We start from the raw sequence: 21,715 nt of genomic DNA, 5'->3' as shown, positions 1-21,715 counted from the left end.
TTTGGCAGAGCCTTTCGATTGAAGGCTTGCGCCTTACAAATCAGCCCGCGCGCACGGCGCAGCGGGCCGGTAGCGTGATTACGCTGCTACTACGGTAACGTACTGCTTCGAGCCTACGCCCTTGGTCACGAACTTGACCTTGCCGTCCACCAGAGCGAACAGGGTGTGGTCTTTGCCGGTACCTACGCCTTCGCCAGCGCGCACTGGAGTGCCACGTTGACGAATGATGATGCCGCCGGCGTTGATCGATTGACCGCCGTACACTTTAACGCCCAGACGTTTTGATTCTGAGTCACGACCATTTCGCGTAGTGCCGCCGCCTTTTTTGTGTGCCATTTAAGACTCCTTGGATACTAATTCTCGGGCAAGCGGCGATTAGCCGTTGATCGATACGATTTGGATTTCGGTGTAATTTTGGCGATGGCCTTGATGCTTCTGGTAGTGCTTACGACGACGCATCTTGAAAATCTTCACTTTATCGTGACGACCGTGTGCCACAACAGTAACCAGTACCTTCGCACCTTCAACCAGAGGAGCACCGAACTTGATGCTCTCGCCTTCGCCAACGGCGAGGACTTGGTCGATAGTGAGTTCGGAACCAATGTCTGCAGGTATCTGTTCTACTTTGAGTTTTTCGCCAGCGACAACTTTATACTGTTTGCCACCGGTTTTTATGACCGCGTACATGATTTGAAACCTCATCAAATGTTAAGAAAATTCCGTCCGGCCTCTGCAAAAACAACAGCATAGAAACCGGGGAACCGCTGATTATACATGGGATGGGATTTCGCGTCAAAAACTATTCACAAAAGTTGCGGCGCGTGGTATGTCTGACATGCTTGTTGGCCTGAGCGGCCCGATTGCGCTGTTTTTTTGACAAACTATCCCGACTGTCATGTTGGGCTATACCCCTCTGTGCAGGGGCATGTCGTATAATCACGACCACCCATAGTCTACTGCACAGGTTCGTCTTGTCTGCCGCTACCCAAACCGCCCCACAAAATACCATCGCACTCACGATTGCAGCCGATATGGATGCCGTCAACACGGTGATCCGCCAGAAACTGCATTCCGAGGTCAGCCTCGTCAACCAGATTGCAGAATACATCATCAGCGCTGGTGGCAAGCGTATCCGTCCCGTGCTGGTGCTGCTGGTCGCCAATGCTTACGGCTACCAGGGCACGGCGCACCACGAACTGGCGGCCGTGGTCGAATTCATCCACACCGCGACCCTGCTGCATGATGACGTGGTGGACGAATCCTCGCTGCGCCGTGGCCGCGCCACGGCCAACGCTCTGTTCGGCAATGCCGCTTCCGTGCTGGTAGGCGACTTCCTGTACTCGCGTTCGTTCCAGATGATGGTCAGCCTGAACAATATGCGGGTGATGCAGATCCTGTCCGACGCCACCAACGTGATCGCCGAAGGCGAAGTGCTGCAACTGCTGAACATGCACGATCCGGACGTGAATCAGGAACGCTATCTGCAGGTGATCCGCTCGAAAACGGCCAAGCTGTTCGAAGCTGCCGCCGAGCTGGGCGCCCTGATCTCCGGCTGCAACGATGCGCAGATTGCGGCGGCAGGCGAATACGGCCGCTCGCTGGGCACTGCCTTCCAGCTGATTGACGACGTGCTCGACTACGCTGGCGACGCCAGCGAAATCGGCAAGAACGTGGGCGACGACCTGCGCGAAGGCAAACCTACCCTGCCGCTGATCTATCTGATGGAAAACGGCACGCCGGAGCAGCGCGCACTGGTACGCAGCTGCATCGAGCAAGGCGACGAGCAGCATTTCGACACCATCCTCGCCGCCATCACCAGCAGCGGCGCCCTCGATTACACCCGCCAGCAGGCCGTGGCGGCAGCCGAACGTGCTGCCGACGCCATCGCCGACCTGCCAGACAGCATCTATAAAGCATCGCTGCTGCAACTGGCGCACTTCTCGGTGCACCGCAACCACTAATCCAGCCGGGGCCAGACCGGGCAATTGCCAAGCCTGCCCCTCCGCAGCTTATTACAGAATTTCCTGCACCAGCTCGCTCGGGCGGCATAAGCGCACGCCCTTGGCACTGACCACGAACGGACGTTCGATCAGGATAGGATGGGCCATCATGGCATCCAGCAGAGCTTCATCGCTCAGGCTGGTATCGGCCAGCCCCAGCTGCTCATACAGTTCGCCCTTGTTGCGCATCGCTGCACGCACACTGATGCCGGCCTGGGCAATCATTTCCTGCAGAGCGGCACGGCTAGGCGGCTGCTTGACGTAATCAATAATTTCCGGCTCGACGCCGCTGGCGCGGATCGCTTCCAGCGTCTTGCGGGAGGTGCCGCAAGCCTGATTGTGGTAGATCGTGATATTCATGACGCTGCCTTTATGCACACGCAAAAAGGCAGCATTATCGCTTAAAACTTGGTCGCCAGACTAAAGCCTATGCTGCGTGGCGCCAGCCGGTAGCCCTGCACGATGGAAGCCACCTGCGGATGCTGGATCAGGGTATCGGTATCGAAAGCGTTCTTCACGAATACCGTGTAGGCAAAGCTGCCAACCGTCACGCCCGCACTCAGATCGGTGCTGTGATAAGCGGGGCGGCTGTAGTCGGTCTGCGAGGGATCGAGCGAACCATGGCTGGAACCCACCCACTGCATGCCGGCCATTACAAACGACGGATACTCGGCCACCGAGAAGTTATAGCTGGCCGTCAGTGCAGCGTTGTACTTCGGTACGCCCTGTATCCGCGCGCCCGTCACCGCGCCCACAACGCCATTTTCCAGTCCGCGGTTGTTGGACAGTTCGGCCTGCACATAGCCGCCCGAGGCCGACAGCGTCAGGCCACTTAGCGGCTTGGCCTTGATATCGAACTCGAAGCCCTTGGTAGTAGCATCGCCCGCATTGGCGTTATAGGTATAGGCGCAGGTTGGCAGATACACGCCCTGCTGGATATTGCTCCACTTTACGTAGAACACGTCGGCATTGACGCTGACACGGTTGCCGAAGAAGCGCGACTTGCTGCCCACTTCATAGCTCCACAGGCTGTCCGGCGCATACGAAGGCGGGCCCTTGTCGATACCGTTGGCAGCCAGATCCGGACCGCAGGTGGTAGGCGGCACATAGATATTGGCGCCGCCTAGGCGGAAGCCCTTGGCCACGCTGGTGTACACGGTATTAGTAGGGTTAATTTCCCAGGTCAGTGCATACTTGGGCGTGAAAGCGCTGGAGGAAGTATCGGCGCTGCTGTTATTGCCGGCACCGGCCAGATAATTGCCGTTGCGCTGGCTGAGCGTGGTATTGGCCTTCAGATAGCGCGCGCCCACCGTGGCATGCAGCTGCGGTGCAAAGTAGTAATTCACTTCACCGAATACGGAGGACTGCTTTTCGCGGAAATGAAAAGCGCCGGCGAACGAGTTATCGTTGGGGAACTGGCCGGCATGCGCGCCCGGCAGCAGGTCCGGATCGGCAATATCAAAACCGAAGGACTTGAAGGTATCCGTCACACCGAAGATAGGATCGTTCTCGATCACATTGGTATGCTGGTTGGAGAAATAGGTGCCCGCCAGCCAGGTCCATGGCGACACTTTCTCGTCATACGGATGGGAGGCCAGACGGAACTCCTGCGCCACCTGTCGCACCTGATTGTTCAGATACACTGCCGAAGGCAGACCGGCCACGGCGTCGATCAGGGCCGGTGGCGCCTTGCCGCCATCCTCGGTCGACGTCAGGAAGGTCGACAGCGAATAGCTGTTGTAGGCCGAACCGTTCTGGGTACGGTCGAATTTGCGCTCGAAATAGCTGGTGGTCGAAGTCAGATCGACGGGGCCCATATCCCAGTTGACGGTAACGCTAGGCGTCAGCAGGCGGTCTATCGATGGTTCGCGCACCTGCTTGCGCGCCTGATAAAGCGGCAGATCCAGATTAAAGGCAGCAATATCCTTGGCATCGATGCGCTGGTAGTACAGCGATGGCGTAATCGTCAGCGTGCGCAGCGGCTTCCATTTCAGCGCAGCGCGAAACTCCTGATCATTGATCTGGTTGATGTTATTGGCCAGCACTTTGCCGTCGCCATCCACCTGATTGATGAAGCCGCCCGTATGCTGGGCCTGCACACCGAGGCGCAGTGCCAGTTCGTTGGCAATCAGCGGCAGATTGGCTACCGCATTGAGCGCATAGTTGGCGCTGCCGCCCTTGGTATTCGACACTTCGCTGTAGGTCGTAAATTCGCGTTCCTTCAGATCCGGCTCGACCGGCACGAACTTGATGGTTCCGCCCATAGAACTGGCGCCGTACAGAGTGGCCTGCGGCCCGCGCAGCACTTCCACCCGCTCGATATCGAAGAAGCGCGGCTCGACATTGCCCATGGTGTAGACATTACCCACCGTCACAGGCGTGTCGCCCAGATAGATCCCCACCGTCGCCGCGCCTGCTGTGGAACTGATGCCGCGTATCTCCACGTTGGACGTGCCGGGCCCGGCGCCGCCATTGCCGCTGGCCGCTGTGAACGAGATATTCGGCACCACACGGGTCAGATCGGTAATATCGCGCACATGTTCGGCCTGCAACTGGCTGCCCGTCACGGCACTGATACTCATCGCGACTTTGGCCGGATCTTCCTTGCGCTTTTGCGCCGTAACGTTAACCACTTCGATTTCGTCCGACTGCTGCGCCAGAACGGGGACGCTATATGCGGTGAGAACGGCAAGAGCCATCAGGCTGCGACGTAAAGGCATGAGTAATTTCTCCCTGGCGCCCCAAGATGGGGCAGATGACAAGATTATGATTTATATTAATTCGATTACTCATCCTTAAAGCAAAAACTCTGCCAAGATTTGTAAAATCTCTACAGATTGTGGCCTTTTTTTCGCTTTTTAATCACCGGATGTACGGCGCGCGGATTGCTGGGGAGAGGGAGTTGGTGCAGAATTCTGACGTAGAGACTAGGTCGGCGGGGTGTAGCTTAGCCCGGTAGAGCGCTACGTTCGGGACGTAGAGGCCGGAGGTTCGAATCCTCTCACCCCGACCATAGAATTCATTTAAAAACAGCGGGTTATGCAACCCGCTGTTTTCGTTTACGGTCGATCAGTGGCAAGGGGCATTTGACGAACTGAACATTGAACAAACTGCGCTTATTTCAAGGGACATTTGGTCGAGACTCGATTGCTCGTCAAAATCATCCCCTTTCGCTGACTGTACCCGCCGCCCCCATCTCATCACAGCAACGATAAACAGTGGGCAGCGGGCTGCACTTATCGCGTTTCCTCCTGATGCATCACAAATTGGCGGCCAAGTTGCCGTGCCACACTCGAATCCATCGGCCGACTTCGTCAGGCCCGATGACACCGCGCTGACCAGGCAGCCCACCGAGCAGTCCTCGCTAAACAACCAGATAAGGAGCCCAGCACCGTGGCAATCGACGTCTATCTGCAAATCGAAGGCATCAAAGGCGAGTCCCAGGACGACAAACACAAAGAGTGGATTGAAGTAACCGGTGTCCATTGGGGCGTCCATCAGCCACGCAGCGGCACGGCCTCGACCGCTGGCGGCCATACGGCAGAGCGGGTCTCGATGTCCGACATCTCGTTCTCCAAATTGGCGGACCTATCTTCTCCTGTTCTTGCACAGACATGTGCGGCCGGCAAGACAATATCCAAGGCGAAGTTCGAGTTTTTCCGCGCCGATGGCAGTGGAACACGCGTCAAATACTTTGAAATCGAACTTGCAAACGTCTTGATCGGAATGGTGAAGCCGCATCTCGGGGGTGATGAATCGTATCTGTGCGAGACGGTGAACCCGAAATACTCCAAGGTGAACTGGACCTACACCCAGCAGAAAATCAGCGGCGGCATGGCAGGCTCCACAGTAGGCGGCTGGGATTTGGCAGCCAACAAGATCGCGTAGCGGTGCACCATGCCTGTCGATATCGAAAAGTTCGTGAAGCATTTGCGTAACCATGCGCTCCGGGACCATCACGGCAGAGGAAAATGTGGCGAGTACGTCAGAAAAGCACTGCAGGCTGGCGGCGCGCATTTTAACGAGTTCAGCCCGCCGCGTTACGGAAAACTTTATGGCTTGACCTTGGAGCGGCTCGGATTCCACGAAATATCAGTGGACGATCCGGACACTTTTAGTTTCATTCGTGGCGACGTGATGGTGATGGAGCCGCACAATGGTGGCGTGCAGGCAGGTCACGTTGCCGGGTACGATGGGAAAGATTGGATATCGGATTTTGTCCAGACAGATTTTTGGGCAGGACCCGCTTACCGCAGTCAAAAACCAAGGCCCAAATATGCTGTCTACCGCTATTAGAAAAATTGCCGCTGCAGTCCTGTTTGGAATAAGCGCAACAGCTCTCGCTGCCACGGGTGGTGATAAACCGCCCCGCTTTCTGACAGTTCCGGTATTGGGGCTGCGCTTGCCAATTGATCGGATCAACCTTGATCCGTTTCCTGAGGACTTGCGGGTAAGGTGCAGCCAGCTTGAAGATGAATTCGTCACAAGCCGCGTATGGATATTTGGGCTCGCGCAGGGAGGAGCGAAAACGTATTACGTACTGACTGGCTATTTCAGGCGATTGAACAAAGAGCCGGAGCAGAAACTATACGAATTCTGGAATAATGGGGCTGTCTATACCGTGACGAGCAGCAAGTGCGGCGGCGATGACGCATCGGAAACATTCGAAACGCATGACCCTAACGCCGACAAAGATGGAAATGTGCCCGATCCAATCCTGCGAGAGTTGGCCCGCGATCTTGCCACCAGAACAGTTCGGGCGGCTGGAGGTCCTGACCGGCTACGCGCTGAAATCAAGAAACAGCACATCGACTTCAATAAACTCGCACCAGAGCTTCAGGAAGCGTTCGCCCAATATTTCGCGAGGTGAGCTGGAAAGTGCAAAAAGGATCTGATCTGTCGACTGAGATAATAGGCCCCCTATCCCCCTCCCGCTACTACAGGTCAGGCAACAACACCACAGTCTAGCGGAGACCGCCGCCCTGGATGGAGTTCTAGAGATAGCCATCGAAGTATCCGCTGGCGGTGCTTGCTGATGCACAAAATGGCAGATCAGTGGCAGTGGCAGCGATTCAAATATCAGTGGCAAATCAGTGGCAGATTTCGTTTTTTGCCATTGATTTTCCTTCCCATAGCGAAAAACTCTATATTGGTAAGTATTTGATTTATAATGATTTATCCACAACCCAGGGTACGGTAAAAGTAGTAGGAAGCGCGTTCGGGACGTAGAGGCCGGAGGTTCGAACCCTCTCACCCCGACGATTCAGGCTAGCTTTCAGAGCAAAGGAAACGCGTCAGAAATTACTTCGCAGGCTTAAGCGGAGCAGCGGCAGCAACCGCCGCCGGCGCAGGCAGATCATCACGGAAATCATTGGCAAACGGCGCAGCAGGCCGGGGAACATGGGTCGCCAGCGCCGCCATGTACTTGGCATAGGCAAGCTCGATAGCCACGTCCTGAGTAGCAGGACCGACTTTCGTTTCTGTGTCCACGTAGTTCCCTTCGTCGCGAATATTGCTCTATATTTTAGAGCAATTTAGATAGTTGGCAAGATGGGGGTGAAAAAATATCGTTAGCCCTGTTTCGCCGCCTGTACCATGCAGTTCGACAGCTTGTCGAAGTACAGCAACGCGGCCTGAGTCAGTTCTACCTGCTTACGGCGCGCATCTTCGGTATCACTCAGGATCAACCAGCCCTTCTCCCGCATCGATGTCAGACGGCTATGCACAGTTGCCGGGGCACCCAGTTCCTTTTTGCCCATCATGTCGCGCACAGACAGGCGCTCCTCTTCCCGGCTAGCCTTGGCGACTATGGCAAGAACGCGCTCTTCCAAAGGATCAAGCGGCGGCAACGACGGCAAGCCGCGCAAGGCGTCAGCCAGTTGCAGAAAGCGCAGATAAATGTCGGCGGGTCGTTTAGGTATCGTCATGGCGCGGTGTGAAACTACTTGAAAGTTGCCGTCTAGAGGGCGAGCATCACTGTTACAAATTTTAGCACAATAACTGATGTATCACAGCGTGCGCTGCGGCTGCGGCAACAAAGCCAGCACCCCTTTTGCCGTGTACAGCACGATGAGCGTCCCCGCCAGATCACCGATGAACATCACCAGAAAACCGGGCAACAGATTGCTATCGCCCCGCAAGGCAAACCAGACATGATGCAGCAACGGGCTTGCAAGTGCACAAGCAAACGCGCAGGCCAGCAGCCGCCTCGGCGTCAGATTCATCAGGGATGCCTGCAAGCCGTATTTCCTTTGCGCCATCACGTACACCAGATAGGGGCCGATAGCGCCAGCGATCGTTCCCGTAGTCGCACGGATGGCATCCCCGGGAAAGTAATACCAATAACAGGCAAACCAGCCAGCAATCAGCAAGCCTACTGCGCCTGCGCGGCCAAACAGCAGCGTACATAGCAAACGGGTACCAGCCGGTATATAGATCCAGCCTATCCCTTGTAGAAATTCGGCGCGCCGAAAAAATAGTTCGTTGGCCACCATCACCATGCCGTGCAAACAGATAGTGCCCAGCACCATATACAGATTCAGGCGAAAAGGCGAAACAGGCTGATTCATATTCAAGACGAAAATGCTGCCTGCCACCGAGGCTGACCGCGAACTATGCCGGACAGTAACATGGCCAGTATGTACAGTTCAACTAGCCCAGCCACTTCTTCAAGCGGGCCGCATTTGCCATCGCCAGCTTGACAGCCTACTTACTAGTAGGTAGCATTTATCGCATGAAAGCCTCTTCCACTGCCAGCGACATCCTGCACACCGCCCGCAACCTGATTTTGCAGGGCGGCTACAACAGCTTCAGCTATGCCGATATCGCGCAGGTAGTGGGCGTGCGCAATGCCAGCATCCACCACCACTTTCCCAGCAAAGCGTTGCTGGTGCAGGCGGTGGTAGCTGCCCACCGGGCGGATGTGCAGTCCGGTCTGGCCACGCTGCAGCAGCAGATCAGCGATCCTGCCGAGCAGTTCCGAGCCTATCTGGCTTACTGGAGTGACTGCATCGCCAGCGCCAGCACGCCGTTTTGCGTGTGCGCCCTGCTGGCCAACGAACTGCCGGTGCTACCGCCGGAAGTGGCGGCAGAAGTCCGGGCCCACTTCCGCGCGCTGGCAGGCTGGCTAGGCAGCGTATTCGAACAGGCACAGGCTGCCGGTACTTTTCAGTTGCAAACGGATGCTGGCGCCGAGGCGGAAATGGCCATGGCCACCATACACGGCGCCATGCTGTCGGCCCGCGCCTATGGCGACCCGCAGGTGTTTCAACTGATAGGCGATCAATTACTGGGGCGCTTACGCGGCAACTGAGACCGTATTTCCCTGCTGGCGCGAGCCGGCATTTTTTTCACCACCCAACCTACCTACTAGTAGGTAAATTTCCTGAAAGGCAATCCATGTTCGGTATTTCCCCTCTCGGCTGGCTGCATACCCTGGGCAGCTTGCCTGCCATTCCACTGGCTGTGTATATGTTTGTTCGCTATGGCAGGATACAGCCACGCACGCTGGCAGGGCGGGCTTACCTGATCTCCATGCTGCTGGGCGCCGCCAGCGTCTTCCTCGTCACCCGCCACCCCGAGGGACGCGCTCTGGCCGGCGTCACGCTCCTGCTGCTGGGGCTGGGCTATGGCGCAGCCAGTCTGCGTTTTGCCGGACGCGCCGCCGCATACCTTGAAACCATTGCCCTCACCCTGACCAGCTTCCTGCTGATGCTGCCCACGGTTACCGAAACCCTGCGCCGCGTGCCGGACGGACATCCGCTAGCCGCCGATCTGCACGCTCCGCTGCTGCTTGCGGCACAGGGTGGCTGTCTGCTACTGCTGGTAATCGGCCTGACGTTTCAGATCCGCCATCTGCGTAGAAATTCGGCCGGAGGCTGAGCGCTATCTGTAACGGTTTATGCTGCATCGGATCAACGGATTTTTCTTGACATTACCGCAAGGCTACTTAACCATAAGTCCATCGCCGCGCCCGCCATGCCAAGGAAAATCCCCATGTCCACACAGACCAAGCCGCTTGCTGCAGATTCACTGCAACAGCACTTCCTTGCGGGGCATATTTCGTCCAGTGGCCGCCTGCAGGCGCTGCATACGCGCATGCTGCAGGCCCTGCCGGATATCGACCGTATCGCCTGCGCTTTGTACGACGCCAGCGACGATACGCTGACCACTTTCATCAACAGCACGCGCAGCGGCCTGCCCCTCCCCGCCTATCAGTTTGCACTGGCGGATAGCCCCTCACTGAGTGCGCTAGCGCACGACGCCAGTGTACGCATGCTGGACGACTTGTCGCACACACTGCAGCCTAGCAGCGTGCATAGCCGGTGGTTGCTGGATCAAGGTTATCAATCCTCGTTCACGGTGCCCATGTATGACCAGCGCGGCTTGCTGGGCTTTATTTTCTTTGACTCGTTGCAACTGCACGCCTTTCCGGAAAAGACGCAACGCGATCTGCTGTTGTATAGCAATCTGATTTCCATGACCATCGCCAACGAAGTGGAAACCATCCGTTCGCTGCGAGCGTCCACGCATCTGGCCTGCGAATTCGCCCACTTGCGCGACTTCGAAACGGGTGCCCACCTGCAGCGCATGTCGCACTACGCCAAGCTGATTGCTACTGCCGTCGCGCCGCACTACCAGCTCAGCGATGAATTTATCGAACACGTCTTCTGGTTTGCACCACTGCACGACATTGGCAAGATCGGCATACCGGACAGCATCCTGCTGAAACAGGGCAGCCTCGATGCAGCCGAACACCAGATCATGGAAACCCATGTGAGCAAGGGGCTGGAAATCATCGGCAAACTGATCGACGATTTCGGTCTGGGCGATTTCCCCGATACCGCAGAATTGCGTAACATCGTCGGTTGCCACCACGAGATGCTCGATGGATCCGGCTATCCGCTCGGCCTGAGCGGCGACGCCATCCCCCTCTCCGCCCGCATCGTCAGCGTGGCCGACATTTACGACGCGCTCACCACCGTGCGCCCCTACAAGCAGCCATGGAGCCACGCTCAGGCCATGGCCGAACTGCAGCGCATGGCTGATCAGGGCAAGCTCGACGCCCATTGCGTGCATGCGCTGGGCACACTGTCAGACGAAATTCTGGCCATACAGCGCCAGTTCCAGGACAGCGAGATGTAATTTGCAGCACACAAACAAATATAACAAACAATTTAATTAAGTCAATTTTTCATATTTAATTAATGAATTTGATTTATTTGTTGTAAAATGTGTTCCCAGCGGGAGCCTGCCTCCCATGCGCAGCCCGAAAGCATGCAGCACCCTTCCGGGCTGCTCCATTTTGCCAGCGGGATGAAAACATGCGCACCAATCTACCTGTCACCCAGAACGAACACCTGATCGATGATGGCCGCACCATCGTCTCGACCACTGATTTACGGGGCAACATCACCTTCGCCAACCCCTATTTTGTCGAAGTCAGCGGCTACACGGAAGCCGAACTGCTCGGCGCTCCGCAGAACATCCTGCGCCACCCCGACATGCCGGCCGAAGCATTTGCCGATATGTGGCGCTGCATACAGTCCGGCATGCCATGGACGGGCATGGTCAAGAACCGCTGCAAAAATGGCGACTACTACTGGGTGCTGGCCAACGTCACGCCCGTCATCGAACGCGGCAAGCCCACCGGCTATATGTCGGTGCGTACCAAGCCCAGCCGCGAACAGGTCCGTGCGGCCGATCAGCTGTATAAGGAATTCCAGAACGGCAATCCGCGCCGCATGGCCATCGTCAATGGCCGGGCCGTAGAAACCCATCTGCGCGCCCGCCTTACGGAAGCCAGCAAACTGGGCATACACATGACCACCCGTGTGAATGCGCTGATCCTTGCAGCGCTGATGCTGATGTTCGCTGCCGTGTTCTTTGCCAACGATGCCAGCCCATGGATGACAGCCGCAGCCCTGCTGGGCGCCGCCATTTCGCTGAATTTCTGGCGCGCACTCTACGTGAGCGTGATACGGCCACTGCAGTTTGCCACCGTCTCGGCACGCAAAATGGCCGGCGGTGATCTGGCCAGCAAAATCGACATCCGTCGCAACGATGAGATGGGCCAGCTGATGGCGGCGATCCGCCAGACCAACGTCAACCTGCACAGCATCATCGGCGACGTGCGTCTGAGTTTCGAGAAAATTTCGGCATCCACCAGCGAGATCGCCAGCGGCAATCTTGACCTGTCCGACCGCACGGAATCGCAAGCCTCCAGCCTGCAGCAGACTGCCGCCAGCATGGAGCAGCTCAACTCCACACTGCAGCAGAGTGCCGGCAGCATCAGCAGCGCCAATGAACTGGCGGCGCGGGCTTCGGCAGTGGCAGAAAAAGGCGGCAATATCGTCGCTCAGGTAGTCTCCACCATGAACGAAATCAGCAGCTCGTCTAGCAAGGTGCTGGACATTATCGGCATCATCGACGGCATCGCTTTCCAGACCAATATTCTGGCACTGAACGCCGCGGTCGAAGCTGCCCGTGCCGGGGAACAGGGCCGCGGCTTTGCCGTGGTGGCCAGCGAAGTGCGCGCGCTGGCCCAGCGCTCCGCCACCGCCGCCAAGGAAATCAAGGTGCTGATCGACCAGTCGATCGAAAAAGTCAGTGCCGGCACCCATCTCACCAATTCGGCCGGCTCCACCATGAGCGATGTGATCTATTCGGTGCAGAAGGTGACCCAGGTGATGGATGAAATCACGACATCGACGCGCGAACAGGTACAGGGTATCAAGGAAGTCAATCAGGCCGTGGTGAATATCGACGACATCACCCAGCGCAATGCGGCGCTGGTGGAAGAAGCGGCAGCGGCAACCGGCACGCTGGCCGAACAAAGCCGCAGCGTGGCGCAGGCCATGGCCGTGTTCAAGCTCGATCAGAGCGCTGCCAACAACAGGCCGCTGCTGCGTAAAGCCTGAATGGCGCCAGCGCAGGCACTGCTCAGAACAGGCTGGCCTGCGGGGTAGTCAGGCGGGCAAAGTTGTCATGTAACGGCAGCAGGATAGAGTCCGCAATCGGCTGCAGCTGTTTGCTCAGGTAGTGCTCGTAATCGATACGACTGCGCAGCACTTCCAGCGGCTCCGGCCCGCTAGTCGTCATCACGTAACTAATCCAGCCGCCGTGCTGGTAGCGCAAGGGCCGCTTCAGACTCTGGTTGTGCTGGTCTGCCAGCCGCGCCGCCCTGACTTGCGGCGGCACATTCACCTTGTATTCATCGAGCCGGTGGCGCAGCCGCTTGCGGTACACCAGCAATTGATCATACTCGCCGGCCAGCGTGCTGCGCACATAATCACGCACATACTGCTCGTAGGGCTGGCCTTTGAAGATGCGCAGGAACAGCCCCTGCTGGAACTGCTGCGCCAGCCGCGTCCAGTCGCTGCGCGCCACTTCCAGTCCACGGTAGATCACTTCGTCTTCACCGCGGCTATTCAATGTCAGCCCTGCATAGCGCTTCTTGCTGCCCATATCCGTGCCACGGATCGTGGGCATGAAGAACTTGCGGTAGTGCGTATCGAACTCGATTTCGAGATGGCTCTCCAGCCCCAGTTCGCGCTGCAGCATGTCGCGCCACCACAGATTGATCTGGTGCGCCAGCGATTCGCCTATCGCCAGCGCGGCATCATTGGCGTATTCCTTTTTCAGCCAGATGAAGATCGAATCCGTGTCACCGTAAATCACTTCATAGCCTTGCGCCTCCACCAGCTCGCGGGTCTGCTTCATCATCTGGTGGCCGCGCAGGGTTACCGAGGAAATCAGGCGCGGATTGAAGAAGCGGCACTCGGTTGCGCCGAGCACGCCGCAGAAGGAATTCATCAGCAGCTTGAGCGCCTGCGACAGCGGTTCGTTTTTTGCGCGCTTGGCAGCATCGCGCTGCTTCCAGATCTGGGTGGTGATCTCGGGCAGACAGTGACGCTGGCGCGAAAACACCGTGCCGTTCACACCTGCCACCACAGTAGCCGGATCGCTCGCATGTTCGCCTTCGATCAGGCCGACAGGGTCGACTAGAAAAGTGCGGATGATGGACGGGTACAGGCTCTTGTAATCGAGTACCACCACCGAATCGTACAGGCCCGGTTTGGAATCCATCACAAATCCGCCCGGCGAAGCACCGCCTGCCACATCGCCCACATTCGGCGCTACGTAGCCCTCGCGATGCATGCGCGGCAGGTAGTGATGGGAAAATGCGGCGATCGAACCGCCCAGATGGTCGGCCTGCAGGCCCGTCACCGTGGCCCGCTCTATCATGAAGGCCAGCAGATTGGCCTTGGCGAAGATGCGCGTGACCAGCTCGCAGTCTTTCAGGTTGTAATAGGCCAGCGCCGGCTTATCGTGCTGGAAGCGGCGCTCGATCTCGGCCATCTTGTCGTACACATCGCCGATGTCCTTGCCTTCGCCCAGCAGCGCCTGCGCAATGCTTTCCAGACTGAACGACGGGAAGCTCCACGAAGCCGCCTTCAGCGCATCGATCCCGTCCAGCACCACCCGCCCCGCCACAGAAGCAAACATATAGCCGGGTTTGGCCGGATGCTCGCGCCATTCGATGGTCTTGCGCTCGCGTCCCAGTGTCAGCGGCACTTTGTGTTTGTCGGCGTTCTTCTGCAGCACGCGCAGGTCGAACTGCAGCACGTTCCAGCCTATCAGCACGTCGGGATCGTGCAGGGCAAACCATGCGTTGAGCTTTTCCAGCAGCTGGCGCGGCGTGGCGCAGTATTCGAGGGCAAAGTCCTGTGCCGGCTCTGGCGCATCAGCGGCGGCTACAGGCGCCTCGCCCAGCATGTAGACCTGACGCTGGCCACAGCCTTCCAGCGCGACCGAATACAGGTCTTCGAAAGCGCTAGTTTCGATATCGAGCGACACCAGCTTGAGCGCCGGGCGGTAGTCGGGTGCGGGTTTGAGCTTACAGTTATGCACCACGTTGCCCTGCCACTGCCCGCCTTCGATCTGCACCCCTGCCGTAATAAAGCGCTCCATCAGGTAGCGCTCGGGCGGGCGGATATCGGCTTCGTACAAGGCAATGCCATGTTCGCCCAGCGTGCGCTCGAACGCCGTCAGTTGCTTGTAGCGGCTGGCGTACAGGCCTATCACCGGCTGGTTGCGGAAAGATTTAAGCGCGAGTTCGCGCAGCTCCATACCCTGCTGCTGGGTCAGCAGCGCTTCGATCGCCGCGCGCTGCTCTGCTTCGGCGAAGGCCACCGAAGTCTGGGCGGTCAGACGGACTTTCTGCGGGCCGGCGTCGGTCGCCAGCCAGAATTCGATCTCCGTCCCCTGCGCCGTATCGCGCCAGTGGCGGGTCAAAATGAAACCTTGTGCAGATGCTTGCGTCATGCCGGCATTATACTGTATGCACATACAGCCGGCACAGGCGTTTCAAGCGGACTAGCGGGTCCTGTAGCGTGCCAGTTCCAGTTTGCCGATGTGGTTGCGATGGACTTCGTCCGGCCCGTCCGCCAGTCGCAGTGCGCGCGCAGCCGCGTAGGCCGAGGCGAGGAAAGGATCGGCCATGCCGGCCCCGCCAAACATTTGTATCGCCCAGTCGATCACTTTGCAGGCCATGGCCGGTGCAGCTACCTTGATCATGGCAATCTCCTTGGCTGCGACCTTGTTGCCCACCGTGTCCATCATATAGGCCGCATTCAGCACCAGCAAACGCGCCTGATCGATCAGGATGCGCGCTTCGGCTATGCGCTCCAGCGACACGCCCTGCTCGGCCAGTGCCTTGCCGAAGACCACGCGGTGCAGGTTGCGGCGACACATCATTTCCAGCGCCCGTTCGGCCAGACCGATCAGCCGCATGCAGTGGTGTATGCGGCCGGGACCCAGCCGCCCCTGCGCAATCTCGAAGCCGCGCCCTTCGCCCAGCAGCAGATTGGTCACCGGCACCCGCACCTGCTCGAAGTCGATTTCGGCATGACCATGGGGCGCATCGTCGAAGCCGAACACGGGCAGATTGCGCCGTACCGTGACGCCCGGCGTATCACGCGGTATCAGTATCATCGACTGCTGGCGGTGCCGGTCGGGATTACCGGCGTCCGTCTTGCCCATGAAGATAAACACCTTGCAGCGCGGGTCGCTGCCGCCGGACGACCACCATTTGCGCCCATTGATCACGTACTCGTCGCCGTCGCGCACAATGCTGCTGGTGATGTTGGTGGCATCGGACGACGCCACATCCGGTTCAGTCATGCCGAAACAGGAACGGATACGCCCGTCCAGCAAAGGCTCCAGCCAGTCACGCTGCTGCTGCGCGCTGCCGTAGCGGACCAGCACTTCCATATTGCCCGTATCCGGCGCCGAGCAATTGAACACTTCTGGCGCCCAGATCACCCGTCCCATGATTTCGCACAGCGGCGCATATTCGAGGTTACTCAGGCCAGCGCCATGCTCTGCATCGGGCAGGAACAGATTCCACAGACCGGCGGCGCGGGCAGTCTGCTTCAACTCCTCTACCACGCGAGTAGGTAGCCATGCATTGCCGGCGGCGCGGTTAGCCGCTACCTCCGCCTCGTAGCGTGCCTCGTTCGGATAGATATGGGCTTGCATAAATTCCGTCAGGCGCGACTGCAAAGCCTGTACTTTCGGGCTGTAGGCGAAATCCATGCGGCTATCCTCTAGCGGTAGGTGACAGTGCCCGGTGGCCCTAGCCATTCGAGGTGGGCATAGTTATTCAGATAGCTGACGCCGAATTCTCCCGGCCGCTGCAGCAGCTTGGTCACCGATCCGTTCACCAGCGTCCACATCATCTCCATCACCTGATAATCCTGCAGGCCTAGCAGATGCTGCATCAGCGTCGCGATCACGCCGCCCGAAGTAAACACGATGGTGCTCTGCTTGCTATGCTCGCCATCGAGCCGCTCCAGCGCAGCGATAGTGCGGCGGCGGAAGGCTGGCCAGGTCTCGCTGTAATCGTCATCATGCCAGCCGCTCATCCAGCGCTGCACGGCCGCGCGGAAGATATGCTCGAGCGCGCGCTGGGGCTGCTCGTGACGCGCCATCATCTGCTTGAACACAGCCAGATCGCCAAACTCCGGGCAATGGCGCAACATCACCTGATGGTGGTCGAATTCGGCAAAGCCCGGATCATGCTGCCATTCCCCTTCCGGCAGCAATGTCTTGGGCAATTCGGCCAGACAGGCTTCGGCCGTCTGCTGGTGGCGCTCCATGCCGCCCACGATCACGCGGTGAAACGTCTGTTTGCGGCTGGCGTACCACTGCCCCAGCAGGCGTGACTGCTCGTAACCCAGCGTCGACAACTGGTCGTAATTAGCGCTGCCGAACGAGGCCTGCCCGTGGCGCACCAGATGAATTTGTCCCATTTCGCTTCCGGCATCTGTTCTAAACAGCCATCAGCTTACCGCCCAGCCTATAATTCATCAAATGAATAGTTTTACTTTTGGCGTAAATCTATCGAGCCGATTCCAACGACGAGGTGCCCATGCTGCGTTTCTCCGCCGTGCCGCTTGCGACTATCCTGCTGGGAGCGTCGGCACTGGCTCACGCGCAGACAGAACTGGTGTTCGGCACCACGCACGATGCTAACTCCGCCTCCTTCCACTACGCACGCGATTACCTGCGCCAGCTGTGTGCCGAAAATAAACTGCACTGTGTTCTGCGCAGCTATCCCGGGCGCCGCTCCGAGGCCTTACTTGCGATCGGCAAGCTCGATGGCGAAATCGGCCGGGTAAAAGGCTACGGCATGAAGCACCCTGACTACGTGCGGGTAGAAGAACCCTTTAATGTCGTCCAGACCCGCATCTTCACGCGTACCCGGTTCAGCATCAGTAGCTGGCAATCTCTTACCTACTTTGCCCGTACGGTCAGTTACAAACGCGGGATATTCCTGTACCAGCAGCGGCTTGAGGCGCTGCTGCCTGCGCTGCAACTGCACGATGTACAGAGCGAGGACGCCTGCCTGCAGGTGGTGCTGGCGCGGCGCAGCGAGGCCTGCGTATTTGATGTGGGCGGACTGACTGGCGACGCGCACCAACTGCTCGAGCAGGGCTACACCAGCGATTCGATAGAAGACCTGCCGCTGTATCTCTACCTGCACGGCAAGCACGCCGCACTAGCCCAGCCGCTGCTTGAGACGGCCAGACGCATGCAGGCGCGCGGAATACCGGCGCAACTGCGCCGGACCTACTACGACTTAAGGTGAAGGCGCCAGCAGGTCGAGCAGGGTGAAGGCCACCACCTTGGTTGCCTTGCGCAGGTCTTCCAGCAGCAGCTTTTCATCGGCCTTCTTGGCATTCGATTCCGGCACCGTGCGCGGACCGGCGCCATACAGCACGGCAGGAATTCCGTGTTCGCCATACAGCCGCGCATCGGCGTATAGCGGCGTGCCCTGAGCCGGAATTTTCTCGCCCAGGACTTCCAGCGCATTCTGCTGCAGGCTGCTGACCAGCGTGGCCGTGCCGGGCAGTTCGCGCAGCGCGTGCGACAGCAGCAGACGCTTGATCTCGATATGGATGCCGGGCAGCCCCTGCACGGCCTGTTCGATCAGTGCACGCACCTGTGCTTCCACCTGCACCGGATCTTCTTCCGGTATCATGCGGCGGTCCATCTTCAGCACTACTTTACCGGGCACCACATTGGTGTTGGTGCCGCCATCGATACGGCCCACCAGCATGGTCGGGCTGTCGATGCCGGGCACTCTGGATTTGATTTTTTTCAGTTCCGGCAGCTGGTCGTAGATCGCATTCAGGATGCGCGTGGCTGCCTGCAAAGCGTCATGTCCCGTTTCCGGCATGGCGCCATGGCCGGACTTGCCGTGCACGGTGATCTCCAGCTGAAGGCAGGCATTGTGCGCCGTGACGATGTTATAGCTGAAGCCCGCCGCGATCACGTAATCCGGCTTGGTCAGCTTCTGCTCCAGCAGCCAGCCCGGCCCGAGCAGGCCGCCGAATTCTTCATCGTAGGTGAAGTGCAGTTCCAGCTTGCCCTTGAGCGGCATACCGAGTGCTTCCAGCGCGCGGGTGGCAAAGATATAGGTGGCGAAATCGCACTTCGACACGGCGGCCGCACGGCCATAGATATAGCCGTTTTCCACCACGCCGCCATACGGCGGATAAGTCCAGTTATCGCCGGGCGGCACCACATCGCCGTGCGCGTTGAGCGCCAGCGTCGGGCCCTCCGCGCTGTAGGGGCGGCGCACGATCAGGTTGGTGATGCTCTGCATGCCGTAGTCGTGCACCTGCTGGGCAGGCACGGCGTGCTGCTCGGCGTTCCAGCCGTAGGCAGCGACCAGCTGCGCCACCATTTCCGCATGGGGTGCGTTGTTACCGGGCGGCGTGTCGGTCGGCACGCGCAGCAGCTGCTGCAGCACGCCCACTTCTTCATCGAAATGCGCATCGATCCATTGCGCCAGTTGCTGTTTAGGGTTGCTCATGGTGGGACTCTCACTTGGCACCGGACTCGAACCACAGCGCAATCTGCGCCCGTTCAGCCTCGGTCATATTGGTCAGGTTAGCCAGCGGCATGGCTTTAAGCTGCACCGCCTGCTTGTAGATTTTTTCCGCGTTCTGGCGTATCTGCTCCGGCTGGTCCAGCGCCACTCCGGCCGGCGCCGTGGCGAAGCCCGGCTGGGTAGGATGGGCCGAATGGCAGGCCACGCAGCGCTGCGCCACAATAGCCGCCACCTTGTTCATCTGCGCAGCCGGATCGGCCACCGCCACAGCTTTCGGACGGGCCGGCGCAATCGCCACCGCCACTGCCAGCAGCAGGGCTACCCCCAGCAGCGGATAGCGCCACTCCACCCGCCCTTTGTGACGCAGGTTGAAGAAGTGACGGATGCTCACGCCGGCGGCCATGATAAAGGCCAGCACCAGCCAGGCCTGCTCGTGACGATACGTCATGGCGTAGTGGTTGCTGATCATGATGAACAGCACGGGCAGCGTGAAGTAGTTATTGTGCACGCTGCGCTGCTTGGCCTTCTGGCCATGCACAGGGTCAGGCAGGCGGCCAGCCGACATGGCCTCCACCATCTTGCGCTGGCCCGGGATAATCAGCATCAGTACATTGCCCACCATGATGGTGCCGATCAGCGCACCCACGTGGATGTAGGCGGCGCGGCCGCTCAGTACATGGGTCAAACCATAGGCCGCCGCCACGATCAGCACAAAAATCACGATGCCGAACCACAGATCATGCTTGCCCAGCGGCGAGCGGCACAGCAGGTCGTACACCGTCCAGCCCACCACCAGCGTGCCCACGCCTATGCCTATGGCTTGCAGGCTGCTCAGGTCCGCCACCGATTTATCGACCAGCATGGCCTGCGCATTGCAGTAATAGGCGATGGTCAGCAGCGCTATGCCGGACAGCCAGGTGGTGTAAGCCTCCCATTTGAACCAGTGCAGTTCCTTGGGCAGTTCGGCCGGCGCCACCAGATATTTTTGCGGGTTGTAGAAGCCGCCCCCGTGCACCGCCCACAATTCGCCCGACACGCCTTTCCTGGCCAGTTCGGAACCCGCTGCCGGCGGGCGGATCGAGTTATCTAACCACACGAAATAGAACGACGCGCCTATCCATGCAATGCCGGTGATGACGTGCAGCCAGCGCACGATCAGATTCAGCCACTCGAGGCCATACGGGATCAGATAGTCGATAAGTTCCATGGGTGCTTTTCAGTTAAACGTACTGTGGCTAATTTACAGAAGATAAACGGATTTACTGACGGCCACATGAACATTAGAGTATATTAAACATATCCAATCCGGTATAACAATCTCGCTTACGCCCTCAGAATTACGCCCATGGCCGCACTGCCGCAACATCTGGATCTGCACCTGATCCGCATACTCTACCTGCTGCTGGTGGAGAAAAACGTTTCGCGCGTTGCGCTCAAACTCAATCAGCCGCAGCCCTCCATCTCGGCTTCGCTGCGCAAACTGCGCGAACTGACAGGCGATCCCTTGCTGGTGCGCGGCGCGCGCGGCATGGTCCCCACCCAGCACGGCGAGAGCCTGCTGGCGCCGGCCAAGCGCATACTCGACGAGACGGAAAACCTGTTCCTGAAAAAGCAGCCCTTCCAGCCGCAGAACGAAGCGCGCACCTTCCACATCGCCGCGCCTGACTATCTCGATAGCCAGTTCCTGCCCAATCTGGTGGCCCTGCTGCGGCGTGGTTCGCCCAACAGCCGGGTAAAAATCCACAGCCTCGGTCCCGGCGTGGACTACGTGCGCCTGCTGTCCGATGGCGACATGGATCTGGTGATCGCCAACTGGGACGAACCGCCGGCTCACCTGCACATGTCCAAGCTGTTCGAAGACCCCATCATCTGCGTGATGCGGGCCGACTGTCCGTATGCGCTGCGCACCGCCAGCGACGCCATGACGCTCAACGACTATCTGGCCCTGCCCCACGTGGCACCCACCCAGATGCTGCCCGGCTATCAGGGCGTGATCGACACCTACCTTGAGACGCAAGGCCTGCAGCGCAATGTGGCAGTGGAATCGGCCTACTTCGGCCTGATCCCCTACATGCTGACCCAGACCGATCTGGTGCTGACGACGGGGCGCCAGTTCGTGCGCTTCTACGAGCGCAGCATGCCGCTAAAAAGCTTTGCGGTGCCGGTCAAATTCCCCGCCATGCGCTTCTACCAGCTGTGGCACGAGCGCGTGCATCAGGCGCCCGAACACAAATGGCTGCGCGAGCAGGTGGCGGCAGCAGCCAAGTCGCTGGTGAAGTAAGCACAGGCTTATAAACTCTAGGCAGGTACGCAT

Annotated in this window: 22 protein-coding genes and 1 tRNA gene; 11 read left to right on the top strand and 12 right to left on the bottom strand. The window is 58.8% G+C overall.

Annotated features, from left to right (window positions below; translation table 11 throughout):
- Positions 1 to 78: 78 nt before the first annotated feature.
- Positions 79 to 336 carry a 50S ribosomal protein L27 gene (gene rpmA / locus GTP27_RS07100; RefSeq protein WP_155434452.1) on the bottom strand — a complete coding sequence of 86 codons (258 nt, stop codon included), beginning with the start codon at positions 334 to 336 and terminating at the stop codon, positions 79 to 81.
- A 39-nt stretch (positions 337 to 375) separates the two neighbouring features.
- Entirely contained in the window at positions 376 to 687 is a 312-nt protein-coding gene (rplU, locus tag GTP27_RS07095) for a 50S ribosomal protein L21 (RefSeq protein WP_008445658.1), read from the bottom strand.
- Positions 688 to 971: 284 nt separating this feature from the next.
- Here rplU and ispB point away from each other — a divergent pair, with 284 nt between their 5' ends.
- Entirely contained in the window at positions 972 to 1,961 is a 990-nt protein-coding gene (ispB, locus tag GTP27_RS07090; protein WP_161038474.1) for an octaprenyl diphosphate synthase, read from the top strand.
- Between the two features lie 51 nt (positions 1,962 to 2,012).
- Here ispB and arsC read toward each other — a convergent pair whose 3' ends face one another.
- Complete coding sequence (gene arsC, locus GTP27_RS07085; protein WP_161038473.1) at positions 2,013 to 2,360, bottom strand: arsenate reductase (glutaredoxin); 348 nt, start codon at positions 2,358 to 2,360, stop codon at positions 2,013 to 2,015.
- A gap of 41 nt (positions 2,361 to 2,401) precedes the next feature.
- On the bottom strand, positions 2,402 to 4,720 hold the full coding sequence (locus GTP27_RS07080; protein ID WP_161038472.1) for a TonB-dependent receptor: 2,319 nt from the start codon (positions 4,718 to 4,720) through the stop codon (positions 2,402 to 2,404).
- Positions 4,721 to 4,936: 216 nt separating this feature from the next.
- Here GTP27_RS07080 and GTP27_RS07075 point away from each other — a divergent pair.
- The 4 genes from GTP27_RS07075 to GTP27_RS07060 all read left to right on the top strand — a co-directional run bounded on the left by GTP27_RS07075 (position 4,937) and on the right by GTP27_RS07060 (position 6,870).
- Positions 4,937 to 5,013 (top strand) — tRNA-Pro (locus GTP27_RS07075).
- A 380-nt stretch (positions 5,014 to 5,393) separates the two neighbouring features.
- The gene (locus GTP27_RS07070; protein ID WP_161038471.1) at positions 5,394 to 5,888 is read left to right on the top strand and encodes an Hcp family type VI secretion system effector; all 495 of its coding nucleotides are present in this window, start codon (positions 5,394 to 5,396) and stop codon (positions 5,886 to 5,888) included.
- A 9-nt stretch (positions 5,889 to 5,897) separates the two neighbouring features.
- Positions 5,898 to 6,296: a hypothetical protein gene (locus GTP27_RS07065; protein WP_161038470.1), complete on the top strand. Its 399-nt coding sequence runs from the start codon at positions 5,898 to 5,900 to the stop codon at positions 6,294 to 6,296.
- Positions 6,277 to 6,870 carry a hypothetical protein gene (locus GTP27_RS07060; RefSeq protein WP_161038469.1) on the top strand — a complete coding sequence of 198 codons (594 nt, stop codon included), beginning with the start codon at positions 6,277 to 6,279 and terminating at the stop codon, positions 6,868 to 6,870. Before GTP27_RS07065 ends, GTP27_RS07060 begins: the two co-directional genes overlap by 20 nt.
- 431 nt (positions 6,871 to 7,301) lie before the next feature.
- Here GTP27_RS07060 and GTP27_RS07055 read toward each other — a convergent pair whose 3' ends face one another.
- From GTP27_RS07055 to GTP27_RS07045, 3 genes are all read right to left on the bottom strand, one after another.
- Positions 7,302 to 7,490, bottom strand: a complete 189-nt coding sequence (locus tag GTP27_RS07055; protein WP_161038468.1) for a hypothetical protein — start codon at positions 7,488 to 7,490, stop codon at positions 7,302 to 7,304.
- Positions 7,491 to 7,570: 80 nt separating this feature from the next.
- Positions 7,571 to 7,927: a winged helix-turn-helix domain-containing protein gene (locus tag GTP27_RS07050; RefSeq protein ID WP_161038467.1), complete on the bottom strand. Its 357-nt coding sequence runs from the start codon at positions 7,925 to 7,927 to the stop codon at positions 7,571 to 7,573.
- Positions 7,928 to 8,008: 81 nt separating this feature from the next.
- Positions 8,009 to 8,494 carry a hypothetical protein gene (locus GTP27_RS07045; RefSeq protein WP_229633484.1) on the bottom strand — a complete coding sequence of 162 codons (486 nt, stop codon included), beginning with the start codon at positions 8,492 to 8,494 and terminating at the stop codon, positions 8,009 to 8,011.
- A gap of 239 nt (positions 8,495 to 8,733) precedes the next feature.
- On the opposite strand from GTP27_RS07045, the gene GTP27_RS07040 reads away from it, so the two are divergent.
- From GTP27_RS07040 to GTP27_RS07025, 4 genes are all read left to right on the top strand, one after another.
- Entirely contained in the window at positions 8,734 to 9,312 is a 579-nt protein-coding gene (locus tag GTP27_RS07040) for a TetR/AcrR family transcriptional regulator (protein ID WP_161038465.1), read from the top strand.
- Positions 9,313 to 9,398: 86 nt separating this feature from the next.
- Complete coding sequence (locus tag GTP27_RS07035; RefSeq protein ID WP_161038464.1) at positions 9,399 to 9,881, top strand: hypothetical protein; 483 nt, start codon at positions 9,399 to 9,401, stop codon at positions 9,879 to 9,881.
- 114 nt (positions 9,882 to 9,995) lie between these two features.
- Positions 9,996 to 11,144, top strand: a complete 1,149-nt coding sequence (locus GTP27_RS07030) for an HD-GYP domain-containing protein (protein WP_161038463.1) — start codon at positions 9,996 to 9,998, stop codon at positions 11,142 to 11,144.
- Between the two features lie 179 nt (positions 11,145 to 11,323).
- Positions 11,324 to 12,919, top strand: coding sequence for a methyl-accepting chemotaxis protein (locus GTP27_RS07025; protein WP_161038462.1), 1,596 nt, complete (start codon positions 11,324 to 11,326; stop codon positions 12,917 to 12,919).
- A gap of 22 nt (positions 12,920 to 12,941) precedes the next feature.
- Here GTP27_RS07025 and GTP27_RS07020 read toward each other — a convergent pair whose 3' ends face one another.
- The 3 genes from GTP27_RS07020 to GTP27_RS07010 are packed head-to-tail and all read right to left on the bottom strand — an operon-like array spanning position 12,942 to position 17,314.
- The gene (locus GTP27_RS07020; RefSeq protein ID WP_229633483.1) at positions 12,942 to 15,326 is read right to left on the bottom strand and encodes a DNA polymerase II; all 2,385 of its coding nucleotides are present in this window, start codon (positions 15,324 to 15,326) and stop codon (positions 12,942 to 12,944) included.
- 51 nt (positions 15,327 to 15,377) lie between these two features.
- Complete coding sequence (locus GTP27_RS07015; RefSeq protein ID WP_161038460.1) at positions 15,378 to 16,598, bottom strand: acyl-CoA dehydrogenase family protein; 1,221 nt, start codon at positions 16,596 to 16,598, stop codon at positions 15,378 to 15,380.
- An 11-nt stretch (positions 16,599 to 16,609) separates the two neighbouring features.
- Positions 16,610 to 17,314 (bottom strand): histidine phosphatase family protein, encoded by a 705-nt coding sequence (locus tag GTP27_RS07010; RefSeq protein ID WP_161038459.1) that lies wholly within the window; start codon positions 17,312 to 17,314, stop codon positions 16,610 to 16,612.
- Between the two features lie 119 nt (positions 17,315 to 17,433).
- Here GTP27_RS07010 and GTP27_RS07005 point away from each other — a divergent pair, with 119 nt between their 5' ends.
- Positions 17,434 to 18,153: a transporter substrate-binding domain-containing protein gene (locus GTP27_RS07005; RefSeq protein ID WP_161038458.1), complete on the top strand. Its 720-nt coding sequence runs from the start codon at positions 17,434 to 17,436 to the stop codon at positions 18,151 to 18,153.
- Here the strand turns inward: GTP27_RS07005 and GTP27_RS07000 are convergent.
- Together GTP27_RS07000 and GTP27_RS06995 are read right to left on the bottom strand one after the other, a co-directional pair.
- Positions 18,145 to 19,383: an ArgE/DapE family deacylase gene (locus tag GTP27_RS07000; protein ID WP_161038457.1), complete on the bottom strand. Its 1,239-nt coding sequence runs from the start codon at positions 19,381 to 19,383 to the stop codon at positions 18,145 to 18,147. The two genes, GTP27_RS07005 and GTP27_RS07000, sit on opposite strands and share 9 nt — an antisense overlap.
- 10 nt (positions 19,384 to 19,393) lie before the next feature.
- On the bottom strand, positions 19,394 to 20,608 hold the full coding sequence (locus GTP27_RS06995; RefSeq protein WP_161038456.1) for a urate hydroxylase PuuD: 1,215 nt from the start codon (positions 20,606 to 20,608) through the stop codon (positions 19,394 to 19,396).
- 138 nt (positions 20,609 to 20,746) lie between these two features.
- On the opposite strand from GTP27_RS06995, the gene GTP27_RS06990 reads away from it, so the two are divergent.
- On the top strand, positions 20,747 to 21,682 hold the full coding sequence (locus GTP27_RS06990; RefSeq protein WP_161038455.1) for a LysR substrate-binding domain-containing protein: 936 nt from the start codon (positions 20,747 to 20,749) through the stop codon (positions 21,680 to 21,682).
- The last annotated feature ends 33 nt before the right edge of the window (positions 21,683 to 21,715 follow it).

The sequence above is a fragment of the Duganella qianjiadongensis genome (assembly GCF_009857915.1).
Taxonomy (GTDB): domain Bacteria; phylum Pseudomonadota; class Gammaproteobacteria; order Burkholderiales; family Burkholderiaceae_D; genus Rugamonas; species Rugamonas qianjiadongensis.
Note: the sequence above shows the minus strand (reverse complement) of the source record. Positions and strands in the feature narration are given on the sequence as shown.

Excerpts from the sequence above, each read along its gene's own strand:
- rpmA (WP_155434452.1), bottom strand. The coding sequence starts at position 336 with ATGGCACACAAAAAAGGCGGCGGCACTACGCGAAATGGTCGTGACTCA.
- rplU (WP_008445658.1), bottom strand. The coding sequence starts at position 687 with ATGTACGCGGTCATAAAAACCGGTGGCAAACAGTATAAAGTTGTCGCT.
- arsC (WP_161038473.1), bottom strand. The coding sequence starts at position 2,360 with ATGAATATCACGATCTACCACAATCAGGCTTGCGGCACCTCCCGCAAG.
- GTP27_RS07080 (WP_161038472.1), bottom strand. The coding sequence starts at position 4,720 with ATGCCTTTACGTCGCAGCCTGATGGCTCTTGCCGTTCTCACCGCATAT.
- GTP27_RS07065 (WP_161038470.1), top strand. The coding sequence starts at position 5,898 with ATGCCTGTCGATATCGAAAAGTTCGTGAAGCATTTGCGTAACCATGCG.
- GTP27_RS07060 (WP_161038469.1), top strand. The coding sequence starts at position 6,277 with ATGCTGTCTACCGCTATTAGAAAAATTGCCGCTGCAGTCCTGTTTGGA.
- GTP27_RS07050 (WP_161038467.1), bottom strand. The coding sequence starts at position 7,927 with ATGACGATACCTAAACGACCCGCCGACATTTATCTGCGCTTTCTGCAA.
- GTP27_RS07045 (WP_229633484.1), bottom strand. The coding sequence starts at position 8,494 with ATGGTGGCCAACGAACTATTTTTTCGGCGCGCCGAATTTCTACAAGGG.
- GTP27_RS07040 (WP_161038465.1), top strand. The coding sequence starts at position 8,734 with ATGAAAGCCTCTTCCACTGCCAGCGACATCCTGCACACCGCCCGCAAC.
- GTP27_RS07035 (WP_161038464.1), top strand. The coding sequence starts at position 9,399 with ATGTTCGGTATTTCCCCTCTCGGCTGGCTGCATACCCTGGGCAGCTTG.
- GTP27_RS07030 (WP_161038463.1), top strand. The coding sequence starts at position 9,996 with ATGTCCACACAGACCAAGCCGCTTGCTGCAGATTCACTGCAACAGCAC.
- GTP27_RS07025 (WP_161038462.1), top strand. The coding sequence starts at position 11,324 with ATGCGCACCAATCTACCTGTCACCCAGAACGAACACCTGATCGATGAT.
- GTP27_RS07020 (WP_229633483.1), bottom strand. The coding sequence starts at position 15,326 with ATGACGCAAGCATCTGCACAAGGTTTCATTTTGACCCGCCACTGGCGC.
- GTP27_RS07015 (WP_161038460.1), bottom strand. The coding sequence starts at position 16,598 with ATGGATTTCGCCTACAGCCCGAAAGTACAGGCTTTGCAGTCGCGCCTG.
- GTP27_RS07010 (WP_161038459.1), bottom strand. The coding sequence starts at position 17,314 with ATGGGACAAATTCATCTGGTGCGCCACGGGCAGGCCTCGTTCGGCAGC.
- GTP27_RS07005 (WP_161038458.1), top strand. The coding sequence starts at position 17,434 with ATGCTGCGTTTCTCCGCCGTGCCGCTTGCGACTATCCTGCTGGGAGCG.
- GTP27_RS07000 (WP_161038457.1), bottom strand. The coding sequence starts at position 19,383 with ATGAGCAACCCTAAACAGCAACTGGCGCAATGGATCGATGCGCATTTC.
- GTP27_RS06995 (WP_161038456.1), bottom strand. The coding sequence starts at position 20,608 with ATGGAACTTATCGACTATCTGATCCCGTATGGCCTCGAGTGGCTGAAT.
- GTP27_RS06990 (WP_161038455.1), top strand. The coding sequence starts at position 20,747 with ATGGCCGCACTGCCGCAACATCTGGATCTGCACCTGATCCGCATACTC.